We start from the raw sequence: 13,213 nt of genomic DNA, 5'->3' as shown, positions 1-13,213 counted from the left end.
CTCCTTAGAATACAAAGTCCACGCCGACACTGATAATGTCGCCGTCATAGTTGCGCGAAGGAACTCCCGAAACCCCATTAGTTGCGGCGTTAACTGCATGATCGTAGTTTTCCTGAGCACTCTCGACGAACACACCATTGTATTTCCCGCTCGTATCGACTCGCTTGTACTCACCTTTGACAATTATGGTAGGTGTAATATTGTAGTTCAAGCCATAAGTCCAAGAACCTTGACGACCATTATCCTCATCTAACTGAGCATAAGTGACGTGCGCCAGAAAATTGCCATAACGGCGGCCACCCATAAGGTAAAAAGCTTTGCTGGCTACATTACCGTCAGCTTCGATGACGCGACGAGTAAGCTCATTAGAGGTAAGCCAAGTACCATTGTCGTACTGGTAGCCGACCGATGTAAACTTACCTTTTTGCTTGCTCAGTTTACCAAAATTAACATCGGAACGATCACCCGACGAAGTGGTTACGACGGAGTTGTAGACGGAGTCAATATCAGCTTCAGTGTAGCCTACACGCAGTGTACCGAAACTATTTGTAGCAAGACTGATGTTGGTAGCAAAGATCTTCTTATAATCAATGTCGTACAGCTTGCCTAATCCGAAAATATCACGATTCACGGCCTGGCCAGCCGCGACTTGGAAAGTCACGGAACCAACCGATATTGGCATTGTATACAAGGCGTCAGCACCTTCGTAATTGCTAAGCTGGACCTGACTATAAACTTCGTCAGGTAGCCGTAACCACGGGTAGGTAAAACCCACATCCAGCGTTTCGGAATACATGTAAACGGGGTTGCGAAGGCGACCGGCGCGCAACATCAAACGGTCAGTGGTTTGCCAGGACAGATAAGCCCACTCTAGATTGGCCTTCCAGTTATCTTGTTGGGGCTTGACGGTGACTTGCAACGTAACACCGACGGTGTCAGTAATACCGTACTGGATTTGGCCGCCCAATTTAGACAATTGATCGCCACGCCACGAGTCATTTGTCTGGCCCGTTACACCGTAGGCACGTCCGCTGTCTTCTCCTCCTAAATGCGTAATACCTGCAGTACCGAAGCCATTCAGGCGATATTCACCTTGTTCCAACGCAAAGGAAGATGTACTCAATAGACATGCGGAGAGACCGAGGAATCGAATATTTCTCATTTTTTGATGCTCTTCGGGTTGCAAGGGTTAGACACGAAATTGCACTGTAGCCGCGCGTAAATGATCTCCGGTACTTACTAACTGCTCGCCAAGACGCGCGGTGGCATCGGCCCCATGCGTGGTGGTTTGGGTATCCCTCTGCAGTACTTCTGTATCTTTCTGAATTGAGTCAGACAGACTAATCTGCTCTTGGGTAAACTGAGCAATACCAGCATTAAGTTCATTGATCTGAAGAACTGACTTGGTAATGACTTCCAGGGTACGGGTAGCCTCCACTGAACGTTTAATGCTAGCCTCGGCTTTTTCCCCATTTAGAGTCATCTCGCTCAGAACACCATTTGCGCTTTGTTGTAAGCGTTGAATAATATTTTGAATTTCTGCTGTTGAGATAGCCGTCTTTTGGGCCAAATTGCGCACTTCGTCAGCCACTACGGCAAAGCCACGACCTTGCTCTCCAGCACGAGCGGCTTCGATAGCGGCATTGAGAGCCAGCAAGTTTGTTTGTTCGGCAATGTTGCGTATAACCGTCAGTACCGAACCGACTTGTTGAGTTTCCTCTTTCAACTGCTGCATCGCCTGTACCGAGCCCAACACACTACCGCCCAAATCACTGACGCTGGAGGACAAGCTACCGATATTCTGCCGCGCAGCTTCGGCTTGTTTCGAGGCTGCCGCGGCCTCCTCCGAAGCTTGCTGCGAGCGACGTGCCACCTCCTGGATGCTCTGCGTCATAGCGGAGATGTCGCGGCTGATAGAATCAGTGCGGTCTTGCTGAGAACGCGTGTTTTCTTCTGTGTCTTGGGTTAGGCGATACAACTCTTTGGACATTTGACCCAAAGGGCTAGCCGCGTTTATGATTTGCCGCATAGTGCCCTGCAACTTGTCGAGGAAGTCGTTAAAAAGCTTGATCATCACTCCTATTTCGTCGTGTGTTTCTACGTTGACACGTCGGGTAAGATCGCCGTCTCCACTTGCAATAGATTGAAGGGACGTGATAACTCCATGAACGTTATTCATGACGCGACGGATCACAATCAACGAACCGGTACTTACCAATAGCGCCAACATGATACTTAGACCAAAACCCACTCGAGTGGTCGTAGCATTTTCGGTACGTGTTTTTGCTAAATTCGTTTGAAAATCCTCATAAGCGTGCTTGCGGAATAAATCTCCGGCTTTCTGCGCTTGATCTAAATCGCTCGCCATCCGGCCTAGGCTTGGACGCAAATCTTCAAAGGCAGCGCCTTTTAACAATTGCTCAGTCGCCGAAAATGCGTTTTCTGTGTAATTCTTTACGGCTGCAATCCAAATGATAAGCTCTTGATTTCGTTGGTATTGCTCTTGGGTCAAGCTTTGTAATGTTCGCTGCTTAATACTAATCTCGTCCAACACTTTTCGCGCTTCATGAAAGGTTTCCACTTCTCCAGCGGCAACTGCGCTATTCAGTAGACCAGGAATGCGCGAGAACTGGAAAATCACCGCATCGGCGCTTTCGAGAGTCGGATAACTTTGCTTTTCTAAAGCCACAAGCCGGATGTCATTATTGTCAAGCTGTATGGCGGTAAATGCCACGAATAGCAATAGACCGACAAGTGCCACAATAGGCGGCAAAGAGAGCTTGAATGTAAGCGATATACTTTTCAGCATGAATAAAGCTCCCCCCTCAGGACTCATGGCAGGGCAAAATGACAATAAGATCTACGTTTTTTCATTACCGCAAAATCAAAATCCCTGTAATTCTCCTATTACTACAATGCAAAACATGACCAGCCATGAGTGCTCAGTGAGTGCTGGTTAATACTTAAGCACCAAGCACAACAAGAAGGACTCAGTTGACAAAAAATCGCTGAATATTGTAGGAGCTTCAATTCCAGACATTGAACTACAATTCGACTGTTGTCACTATTGCAGATGAGCAACCCTCAACTTGGCATTGCTCGCAGGCAACGGTGATATTCGTGACATTCTAGTAATCATGGTACCGGGAAAATATATCCGGCACGGACTAAGCAGAGTACAAGGTAACCTTGCGCGTAGTGAAAACATTAAGAGCGCCCCCAATACCCTCCATATGTGGAATCTATAACAGCTAAGTCCTTGCCAATTAAACTACGCGACAATCAATTGAACGTCGATACCAGAAGTACAATAGACTTTACGGCCATATACGCTGAGATGAACGTAGGCACTCAGTCGACTGTGTGCTCCTGCTTCAACTTGAAACAGGAAGTGACAGCCAGAAATAAACATGCCAAAACCGCCACATAAAAACAGGCGAAGCAACACTTTACTAGACTATTTTCAGCCGGAGCGCAGGGATATTAACTATGATTTTTATCAGTACAGCTGAAGCTCATCACTTGCTGCGCTACCAGTGCCAGCGAGGAAGCAGCGGAACTATCGGAGCAAGTCCCGTCTTCAGCGAATCGGCTCTCCAAGGTGTTGAAACCAGCGCCAAACGGAGTCGGCCAGCCACGCAAAGCGTGAACGATAGTCCGCAGGGATGCCAACGTAGCGCCTGTCGCTTGCCAACCATAGGCCGTGACAATAAGCCCCACAGGTCGGCTGTGCAGATAGGGACGTTTATCCTTAGAGGTCTCTTCAAGCAGGTCAAGCGCGTTTTTCACCAAGCCTGATAGGCCACCATGGTAAGCAGGACTGGCAATAATTAAACCATCAGCGCTCCGTACAGCTTCGATGAATTCCCTTTCTGCGTCGTTGCGCTCTGAAGCAGGGTCATACATCGAAAGGGATGCGAGGAAAGGACCATCGAATAATATCGTCCGTGCTCCCTGCTCTTCGGCTGCTTTCAGCGCCATGCGTAATGCACGCTCTGTCGACGAGCCTGGTCGAGTTGTTCCGCCAATACCGACGATTAATTGGTGCGCGGGTTCACTAACGTAATTATCAACCTTCTCGGTCACGTTAGTAGCACCCACGTGCAGCTTTGCTGTTGCCTCTCTCAGTATTTTTTGCATTGTCATCATCCGCCTCAATACCACGTAGATATTTATTTACAGACAGAAACACTAAAATTCGCTTGATGCGCGAGTGGCAACTTAAAAGATGCCGTATGCCGCACATGGAAAATCCAATATTTATTATTAATTATCTTCGACGCCTAAACAAACCGCTCAAGCGCGCCATCGAAAATTTAATAAATAACACAGGCTGCCAATATTCTTTTTTAATGGCAAAAGCCCTCGTCCACTAGCAAGCTAGCATTTATCATATTTAACCATGAGTTGCATATGAATCTAAGGTAGCAACACGCTCCGCCACCAGAAAAACTTAACAGGCTTTCAGAACAGCCGTTAGCCGACTCGGAAGCACTCGCGAGTGTGGCATTACAATTATGTCTTTTGTTTATAGTAAGTGTCTTTTTTGACGATCAATCCGTCTTCAAACTCCCATAGATCGCAGCCAATTGTATCAATGATCTCGCCACCAGGAGTCGTGCCCCGGACACGCCATTCACTCAATGCCTTATTGCCAAAAATCCAATTCTTTCCTTCGGTCCACTGAATATCAGGGGAATCTGCGAATCGTTTGGCGAGTGCGGCTCGTATCGTGTCCCGGCCACGCAAGGTTGTTCCGACAGCCTCTTTACCAGCGGGAGACAACATAACGCCTTCAGGCGCGAAGAAGCTAATGACAGCATCGGCATCATGATTGTTGAATGCGGCGATGATTTCATCAAGACGTGCAGCAGTAATCGATTCCGGCATCACAAATACTCCTAAATGGCGGTTAATTGGTTAGTAACCCAACGCACTCAAAACTTTAAACTGGACGATGTCTCAGACACTAGCCTTTGTTGTGATTCGGAGCCCTTCTGACTCCTCAATCTGAAGCCTCAGCACAGCGAGATAGTCCGCAATATCACCGTTACTGGAAGGGATGGCCTTGCGCAGATTGACGAAACCATGAATGTTGCCGATCGCTTCCCGGAAAGTAACCGATACGCCTTCTCGAATCAGCGCCGCTGCATAAGCACGGCCCTGATCGCGCAGCGGATCGAGACCTGCCGTCAATATCACAGCAGGCGGCAATCCTTTGAGATCTCCCTTCATCGGCACCGCTCGGTAACTTGATGCGTCAGCGCAATAATGAAATTGCATCCACTGCATACCTACCCGCGTAAGCAAGAATCCTTCAGCGAACTCTTGATAAGAAGGATACTGCTCCCCCTCATCCGTGGACGGATAGATCGGCGCCTGCACGATCACCGGTACTTGCGCAGGTCGATCCCGTAAGTCCATTGCTGCAACAATCGTCAACGTGCCACCTGCACTGTCACCGCAAAGCACAAGGCTTGTTACAGAGCGGCCCAGCAGTGCTGGGCTTTGCGCAACCCAACGCGCAGCAGCTTCACAATCGTCGGGTGCGGCTGGCCACTTCCCCTCAGGCGCACATCGATACTGAACGGAAACCACCGGCAGATCCAACACGCGGCTCATCTCGGCGCAGAAACCCGCATGACTATCGAGATCGCCAAAAACAAATCCCCCTCCGTGATAAAAAACCACGACTGGACCGGCGCTACGATTTGCACGCACATCAAACAACCGCCCGGGAATCTCGCCAGCAGGAGTCGGGATTAAAAAATCCTTTGTTTCCGCGAGCTTGCCAACCGGCAAATCACAGATGCCAGCCCGTTTGCTGTACCACGCCCGCATGGCCTGCGGTGACATATCGCCACCGGTCTGTGACTCAGGACGAGCATTGTTCCAGGCCAGAAACTCGGCGGCGTCTGGACGGACGTACGGGACGGATTTGGTATGACCTTTAAGCACTGCGTCGTTCATTTAGGTTGCTCCCTCTGCCTGAAGTCGGTGAAATCTTCGACCGTTATTGCTTGTGGGAAACATAACAGACGTTATCTGACATAACAACTGTAATGTAAAATCACTTCTACCCCTCCCCCGTTACCTGCGCCCAATTTCAGCAGCGTCTCCTGCAGCGGATCTCCACTCACCTTAACGCGGTTGATATCTGCCCTCCTCTACGATCGCCCCAAGCCTATAGGCTCTGGATTTCTGCAAGACGGTTTCAGCCGAGTGCCCCCTAATCCGCGAACCAAGGTTATGGGCCATAGCGCGAACCTAAAATCACTGGTGGTAAAGACGTACGGATGGCACTCGATCCCATGGGCGGAACCGAGGTTGCCAACATTCTGCGCTCACTGTTGTTTGTAGGAGTCTTCTTACAATACGGGGATCTGGATACGGGCGATCTCAGCGTTCCAGTTTCGGATATGCACAGGAAGGATTTAACCATCTGCGGCGACCAGCAGTTCGAGATCATCGAAGACCTAGCACGTTTGCCAAGCGCAGCGAGCAGAAGAGACTGGGTCGAGCCGGTTTGCTCGATGACTTGCTCGCCACTCTTTTCGCGGCTATCGAATCCGAGCTGCAGGCGGTCAATCCGCAGACCGCACTGGCCGAGCCACTTCAACAGTACAAGCGCACTCAACCGCTCAAGCAGTTCCCGTGCCCGCAGTACATCACGACAGGAAAACACTCGGTGCGCTTGCGACTGCCAGCTTGAGCACATAGGCGAAGACGTCAGCGAGGACCTCGATTTCACGGCTGCCCCGCTTACCGTTGAGTAGCACGTGTGCGTAAGCGCATAGACTTGGCCACCTGGTTGTGTTGCCACTGACCAGTCAATTGCCCCCGGTCTGATCAACCGTTTGCATTCGACTTGACCAGCAAACACCTTAGTGACTACTGACGGAGAACGACCTGTTGCTGCCGATCGCAAACGACCGCGCTGGGGGAGTGTTCTGGCCTCCTCGTTTAGCTCTCGAAGCCCCCCGATACACAGCTGCGATGACGCCGAGCAAGACGCTATTCAAACGGTATGGCAAATGGCGCTGGTAATTCATGTCAGCAAACAACCAGGCTAACGATCATCCCTACTTTGATCCACATGCCGAGAATGTCGTGGAGTTCAGGTCGTGGCTTTAGCGCCTGGCCGGATCCTCACCAAAGAAGCTCAGCGTGCCTGTCTCAGCTCGTGATTTCTATCAGTGCCAGTTGACCGGGGCTCGGAAAAGACCGTTCTGGTTGCGAGGTTTCCGACCTCGTTTTTCGCTTGCCGTCTGCTTCATTCGTTAATCTCAGGAAACATACATCCGCCATTACGGACCAACGCCTTGACCTCTTCGGTTACCTGCGTGGGGCTTTGACTCAATCGAGTAATGAACGCCTTGAGGCCCCGTACGTACGACTTCGAATCGTGCTTCGCGCTCCAAAGGACGATGCTGAGCACGATGGGAATGAGGTCTAGGCCCTTCTCAGTCAGCGTGTAGAAGTCCTTGCGCCTGTCGTCGGGGCTGGGCGCCTTCGAGAGAACGCCTTGCTCCTCAAGAAAGGCAAGTCGGGAAGCGAGAACATTGGTCGCGATTCCCTCTTCCGATTTCAGGAAGTCGCCATACGTCTTCTTTCCCACAAAAACGATGTCGCGAATGATCAAGAGCGACCATCGGTCGCCAAAGATCTCCACGCCGTAGTTCACCGCGCAATGGGATCGAAAGTCTTCTTTAAGAATTGTCTTCATGGCTGAATCTTAGCATCGCTTGCATGGCGCAAGTAATTTTCTATGTGTTGCTTGCTTTTTGAAAGTGAAACGACCAGCATGGCTAGCACGTTGATCGCGGTCGCCGGAATGCGCCGGCAGTCTTGAATGATCAACCCCATAGCTGTAAGGAAACTGCGCATAAGCACTATCAGCATCATCGGCTCAGGTGGCATGGCCGCAGCAATCGGCGGCCTTGCCGCCAAGGCCGGACACACCGTCCAGGTGTTGAGTCGTGACGCCGCCAAGGCGCGGGCTCTGGCCGAGCAGATCGGAGCCGGTGCTACGTCAGGAACGTTCGGCGCAGGCCCCACCGGGGATATTGTCATCCTGGCGGTTCCCTACTCCGCCGCTCTCGACGTGGTGAAGCAATACGGCGAAGCACTGGCAGGCAAGCTTCTTGTTGACATCACCAACCCCGTCGCCCCCGATCTCACAAGCTTTGTGACCCCTCAGGACAGTTTCGGCGCACAGGAGATCGCCAACGCCGCCCCTGCTCGCGCCGAAGTCGTCAAGGCGTTCAACGCCCACTTTTCCCACGTCCTGGCCGCCGGTACGTTCGTGGGGCACCCGCTGGACGTGTTCATCGCCGGGGACGGCGCACAGGCGAAGGCGCGCGTTTCGGCGCTCATCAAAAGCCTCGGACTGCGCCCGCTGGACACTGGGCCGCTGCTTATGGCTCGAACGCTGGAGCACGTCTGTCTGCTGTCGCTGGGCCTCATGACCCACTCGGTCAAAAACACCCATTTCGCGATCGGCGTCAGCCTTCCTGGCTGAGCGCAGGCGCACGTCTCGCATCACACGGCTCAGAAGGACCAATAACATGCTCGTTTTCGTCACCGGCGGCACCGGCCACGTCGGTTCGTACGTCATCCCCGACCTCATCACCGCCGGCCACGAGGTCGTCGCTCTGGCAAGGTCAGACGCGTCCGCAGCAGCGGCGTATGCACTCGGCGCCAAGGTGCATCGTGGAGATCTTGCCGACCTCGAGGGGCTCAAGGCGGCGGCGGTCGAGTCCGACGGTGTCATCCACCTCGGATACAGGGCTGAACTGCTTGGGTCCGGCGGGATCGCCGCCTTAGTCGAATCAGAACTCGCGACCGTCCTCGCGTTCGGCGAGGCGCTGGCGGGCACGGATAAGCCACTGGTCGTCGCAGGCAGTATCGGCACGCCGATGAACGTGGGCAGAGCGGCGCCTATCGGCGCACCGGTCAGTCTGGGCCGACCTGCGACCGAGGATGATCCTGCGCTACCGAGCGGCCCGATCGATTCAGGCACTCTGGTGGCACGCAATATCGTGGAAACCACCGTCGTGGCTCTCGCCGAGCGAGGTGTCAGATCGTCGGTCGTGCGGATTCCCACTCTCTTACACAGTGCGACCGGTCGCCTGCAGCTGATCATGCTCGCGAGAACAAAGGGTTTCGCCGGCTATCCGGGAGACGGCAAGAACCGCTGGCCCGCTGTGCACGCCCGCGACCTTGCCTCTCTGTTCCGCCTGGCGCTCGAGAAGGGGGCCGCAGGCAAAACCTGGCACGCGATCGGAGACGAGGGAATCCCGTTCCGCGAGATCGCCGAGGCTATAGCCGCTCGCCTGGGAATACCCGCCGTGAGCATCCCCGCCGACGAACTGATGCTGCCGGGCTACTTTGGCTTCCTGGCGGCAGTGGCCGCGCTAGACCTCCCCGCGTCGAACGCCATCACCCGCCAGGCTCTTGGCTGGGACCCCGTTCAGCCCGGTCTGATCGAGGACCTGGACAACGGCCATTACTTTGCTCCGGCTGATTTGAGCTGACGACGGGGCGCTGACGCCAATGGCCATCACCCACAAGGAGCGCGCATATGCACGTTTTTGTTACCGGCGGCACCGGCCATTCCGGTCCGTACATCATCTCCGATCTTATCGCCGCCGGCCATGAGGTCACCGCCCTGGCTCGATCCGACAAGGCCGCGGCGCAGGCTGCTGCGCTCGGCGCCAAGGTACGTCGCGGCAATCTCGAGGATCTCGACGGGCTAAAGGAAGCGGCCGCCGCCTCGGACGGCGTCATTCACCTCGCACACCGGCAGGACCTGATTCCAACCGGCGGGATCAACGCCGTTGCGGCCGCGGAGCTTGAGATCATGCTCGCCTATGGCGAAGCACTGGCCGCAAGCGCAAAGCCGTTGGTCGTGTCTGGAAGCGTCGGCTCGCCCGGATGGGAGGGCCTGGGTCGGCCGGCCACCGAGGAGGATCCGCCCCTTCCCGGCGGCGATCCGTACAACAATACCCTGCGGGTTCGCAACATCGTGGAAACCACGGTGATCGGTCTCGCCGAAAAGGGCATACGGTCGTCTATCGTGAGGAGCCCTGAGATCATGCACAGCTCCACCGATAACGCCGGCTTCCTTCCGTTATTGATCGGGCTGGCCAAGGAAAAGGGGGTCGTCGGCTACCCCGCAGACGGTGCCAACCGTTAGGGGGCCGTGCATGCCCGTGACCTCGCCAGCGTGTTTCGTCTGGCGCTGGAAAAAGGTGCCGCGGGCAGAAGCTGGCATGCAATCGCCGAAGTGGCTATACCGTACCGCCAGATCGCCGAAGCCATTGCCACCCGGTTGAATCTGCCGGCCGTGTCTATTCCCGCGGACGTGCTGATGCTGCCTGGCTACTTCGGGTTCCTTGCGAATCTGGTCACGCTGGACACCCCGACATCTAACGCCATCACGCGCCGGGTTCTTGGCTGGGAGCCGACCCAGCCCGGACTCTTCGCCGATCTTGATAGCGGTCATTACTTCCCGGCCGCCTGATGATGTGACGGCACACCGGCGGGTGCCCAAGCCGCGACGGCGTAACCCGCCCGCAAAAGCTGAAAAATACCAGATTTGAGAACGGAGACTGCACATGAGCACTATCAGCATCATCGGTTCGGGAGGCATGGCCACGGCGATCGCCGGCCGTATCGCCAAGGCCGGACACACTGTCGAGGTGGTCAGCCGCGATCACGCCAAGGCGCAGGCGCTTGCCGACAAGCTCGCATCCGCAGCGATCACCGGGACTTACGGCGCGACTCCGGCGGGCGACATTGTCATTCTCGCCGTGCCATACACCAATGCGGTGGCGGTACTGGCCGACTTTGGCAAAGCGCTCGAGGGTAAGGTGATCATCGATATCACCAACCCGGTCGCTCCCGATCTCTCGGGCCTCGTCACCCCCCACGGCAGTTCCGGCGCGCAGGAAATCGCCAAGGTCGCCCCGACCAGCGCGCATGTCGTCAAGGCGTTCAATACCCTCTTCGGCCACGTACTGGCCAAGGATAAACGCCTCGACGCGTTCATCGCGGTGGACGATGCGCACGCCAAGGCGCGCGTCTCGACCTTCCTCGAGAGTCTCGGGCTGCGTCCGTTGGATGTCGGCAACCTGCAGATGGCCCAGTCGCTCGAGTGGCTCGGTCTGATGATGATCGGCCTGGCTAAAAACGGCGCCGGCACCTGGGACATCGCCATGAATGTCGATATCGGCTGAATCACCGACACCACGTCCTCACCAGCAGGCCAACAATGTGTCGGGTTAGATCGGACACGATCCTGGATAAGGAAATGGAAAATTTCGATGAGCACACAAGAGAACGTCCAGATTGTTAAGCATTTTTTTGCGGCCATGGCCCGCAGCGATAAGCCAGGTCTGCAGGCGTTGTCTGCCGAAGATATCGAGTGGATCATTCCTGGCGAGGGCTGGCCGCTGGCCGGCACGCACCGCGGGCACCAGGGATTGGAGGATTTGCTTCAGAAGGCCTGCGAAATGGAAACTTCATTCCCAGACCCCACCGAATTTGTAGCGCAGGGAGATCGGGTTCTGATGGTCGGGTTCGTCACTGAAAAAGTTAAGGCCACGAACAGGACATTCGAGGACCATTTCGTCTTCGCCGTGATTGTTCGGAACGGCAAAGTGACAAACATTCGCGAATATATCGACACGCAAGCACTGGCACGGTCCTCAGTGATAGCGCGAGCTGTTGGCGCTAATTGAAACTGACCCACCTTGCCGAGTGAACATTGATACAGGGCGGATTGCTGATTTTGACTAACCCGAATGCGCGACTGGCGTACAGATTCATGTAGGAGATCTGGATGTGTCGAAAGGGGCCAACGATCGGCGGCCCTTCTTCGCTACAGTCAAATTGACAGGTTTCACCGAGTGAAGCGGCAGCGGTACAAAAGCGCGCAAACGCGTACAAGATTCGCAATGAATCGCCCCTGACTTTCGGTCATTTGATTGGCGACTTTGTTCGATTATGTTGAAAAAGTAGATCACCTGCCTGGCCGGCGGGAGGATTCGAGGCATGACGGGACAATTGTCGAGCGGAAAAGAGCGACTGTTTTATTCGTTCAGCATCAAAGATCACATCCCAGCCAATCACCTCCTGCGCGACATTCATCGATGCGTCACTATGAGCGGTCTCCTCGATTACCTCGCCGATTTCTTCAGCACGATTGGGCGTCCTTCGATTGGTCCGGAGCTGATGAATCGCCTGCTGATCGTGGGCTACTGCCAAGGTATTTGCTCCGAACGCAGATTGTACAAAGGCTCATTTGAGCCCGGCGTATCGCGGATTTTTCCGCTTGAGCCTCGAAGACTAAGTCCACGATCACTCTTAGTTTTCCAAAAAACGGCATTGCCGTTTCCGCTATGGTTCGCTGTTTCGATGGCTATTTGACGAGGTGCTACGTCGCTGCGTGGACGCAGGTTTGGTCAAGGACGAAGGCTTTGCTGTGGACGCCAACGTAATCAAAGCGGATGACCGGCGGCAACGTGACGTACCTGGGAACGAAGAGTTCAAGTCGAGCGATCCGTCTTTTAGTACTCGCGCCGTCCGTCAGTACTTTGAAGCGCTGGATGAAGAGGCTCTGACCGAAGTACTGCACAAGCATGTGTCGCTAACAGATCACCTCGCTCGTTGGACAGCAGTTTCATAAAGCCAAGCGTTCTGCGCTTACTCGACCAACTATATGATTGGTGTCGAACACGGCGTGCCCCTGAACGTAAAGCCGAAACCGGATCACCGAGCAGCCGAGGTCGAGGGCAACAAAACGATGATCGAGCGGGTCGAAGAATACTTAGATATCAAGCCAGATCGGCTCATCGGCAATATTGCTTACCGATGCAATCAGGTGGTCATATGGAATGCAATTTTGCATAATTTCGCGAGAAATGGGATCGCCGCAAGTACGAAGCACCGTTCCAGGCATCAGTACAAGCTCGGGGGATCAACAAGGGTATCCAGGCCGCAGCCTGGCTGGCCAACGTAATAGTCGCGAATGTTCCGAACACTCGACCATGAGCCAGCAAGGGACAATCTTTGTTCCTTAGGCTGACATTGGTCGCTCGACAATGGAGTAGTGGGTTGGGTAAACCAGCGTGTAGGTCCAGCTTTTGGTTAATGAGCTGCGAGATACGCTGGTGGACCAGGGCGTGATCTACCCCGATAAGACCCTGAT

General features: G+C 54.2%; 13 protein-coding genes and 1 pseudogene. 8 read left to right on the top strand and 6 right to left on the bottom strand.

The annotated features are described in order from the left end of the window. Positions 1-4: 4 nt before the first annotated feature. From AB4P92_RS00340 to AB4P92_RS00320, 5 genes are all read right to left on the bottom strand, one after another. Positions 5-1,162, bottom strand: coding sequence for a hypothetical protein (locus AB4P92_RS00340; protein WP_169907387.1), 1,158 nt, complete (start codon positions 1,160-1,162; stop codon positions 5-7). Between the two features lie 27 nt (positions 1,163-1,189). Then, positions 1,190-2,809: a methyl-accepting chemotaxis protein gene (locus AB4P92_RS00335; RefSeq protein WP_169907388.1), complete on the bottom strand. Its 1,620-nt coding sequence runs from the start codon at positions 2,807-2,809 to the stop codon at positions 1,190-1,192. 674 nt (positions 2,810-3,483) lie between these two features. Next, a complete protein-coding gene (locus AB4P92_RS00330; protein WP_232104041.1) occupies positions 3,484-4,146 on the bottom strand; it encodes an NADPH-dependent FMN reductase in 663 nt (220 codons plus the stop codon). A 369-nt stretch (positions 4,147-4,515) separates the two neighbouring features. Beyond that, the gene (locus AB4P92_RS00325) at positions 4,516-4,890 is read right to left on the bottom strand and encodes a nuclear transport factor 2 family protein (protein WP_169905000.1); all 375 of its coding nucleotides are present in this window, start codon (positions 4,888-4,890) and stop codon (positions 4,516-4,518) included. A gap of 72 nt (positions 4,891-4,962) precedes the next feature. Beyond that, positions 4,963-5,970, bottom strand: a complete 1,008-nt coding sequence (locus AB4P92_RS00320; RefSeq protein WP_169905002.1) for an alpha/beta hydrolase — start codon at positions 5,968-5,970, stop codon at positions 4,963-4,965. 556 nt (positions 5,971-6,526) lie between these two features. Here AB4P92_RS00320 and AB4P92_RS00315 point away from each other — a divergent pair. Continuing rightward, positions 6,527-6,712 (top strand): hypothetical protein, encoded by a 186-nt coding sequence (locus tag AB4P92_RS00315; protein WP_169905004.1) that lies wholly within the window; start codon positions 6,527-6,529, stop codon positions 6,710-6,712. 561 nt (positions 6,713-7,273) lie between these two features. Here the strand turns inward: AB4P92_RS00315 and AB4P92_RS00310 are convergent. Beyond that, positions 7,274-7,726 (bottom strand): helix-turn-helix domain-containing protein, encoded by a 453-nt coding sequence (locus AB4P92_RS00310; protein ID WP_169905006.1) that lies wholly within the window; start codon positions 7,724-7,726, stop codon positions 7,274-7,276. A gap of 126 nt (positions 7,727-7,852) precedes the next feature. Here AB4P92_RS00310 and AB4P92_RS00305 point away from each other — a divergent pair, with 126 nt between their 5' ends. The 7 genes and pseudogenes from AB4P92_RS00305 to AB4P92_RS00275 form a co-directional block, all read left to right on the top strand. Next, entirely contained in the window at positions 7,853-8,521 is a 669-nt protein-coding gene (locus AB4P92_RS00305; protein WP_186351747.1) for an NADPH-dependent F420 reductase, read from the top strand. A gap of 46 nt (positions 8,522-8,567) precedes the next feature. Next, the gene (locus tag AB4P92_RS00300) at positions 8,568-9,536 is read left to right on the top strand and encodes an SDR family oxidoreductase (RefSeq protein WP_169905008.1); all 969 of its coding nucleotides are present in this window, start codon (positions 8,568-8,570) and stop codon (positions 9,534-9,536) included. A 47-nt stretch (positions 9,537-9,583) separates the two neighbouring features. After that, positions 9,584-10,198 (top strand): NAD-dependent epimerase/dehydratase family protein, encoded by a 615-nt coding sequence (locus AB4P92_RS00295; RefSeq protein ID WP_232104042.1) that lies wholly within the window; start codon positions 9,584-9,586, stop codon positions 10,196-10,198. A 6-nt stretch (positions 10,199-10,204) separates the two neighbouring features. After that, on the top strand, positions 10,205-10,525 hold the full coding sequence (locus tag AB4P92_RS00290; protein ID WP_232104043.1) for a hypothetical protein: 321 nt from the start codon (positions 10,205-10,207) through the stop codon (positions 10,523-10,525). Positions 10,526-10,619: 94 nt separating this feature from the next. After that, positions 10,620-11,240, top strand: a complete 621-nt coding sequence (locus AB4P92_RS00285) for an NADPH-dependent F420 reductase (protein WP_169905010.1) — start codon at positions 10,620-10,622, stop codon at positions 11,238-11,240. Between the two features lie 87 nt (positions 11,241-11,327). Further along, on the top strand, positions 11,328-11,744 hold the full coding sequence (locus AB4P92_RS00280; RefSeq protein ID WP_169905012.1) for a nuclear transport factor 2 family protein: 417 nt from the start codon (positions 11,328-11,330) through the stop codon (positions 11,742-11,744). A gap of 313 nt (positions 11,745-12,057) precedes the next feature. Continuing rightward, positions 12,058-12,898: pseudogene (locus AB4P92_RS00275) on the top strand (transposase); the annotation flags it as partial. Positions 12,899-13,213: the final 315 nt, after the last annotated feature.

Origin of the sequence: Pseudomonas sp. A0308 (genome assembly GCF_044218815.1) — a bacterium.
GTDB lineage: Bacteria > Pseudomonadota > Gammaproteobacteria > Pseudomonadales > Pseudomonadaceae > Aquipseudomonas > Aquipseudomonas iridis.
The sequence above is the reverse complement of the archived record's forward strand: the minus strand, read 5'-3'. Positions and strand labels throughout refer to the sequence as shown.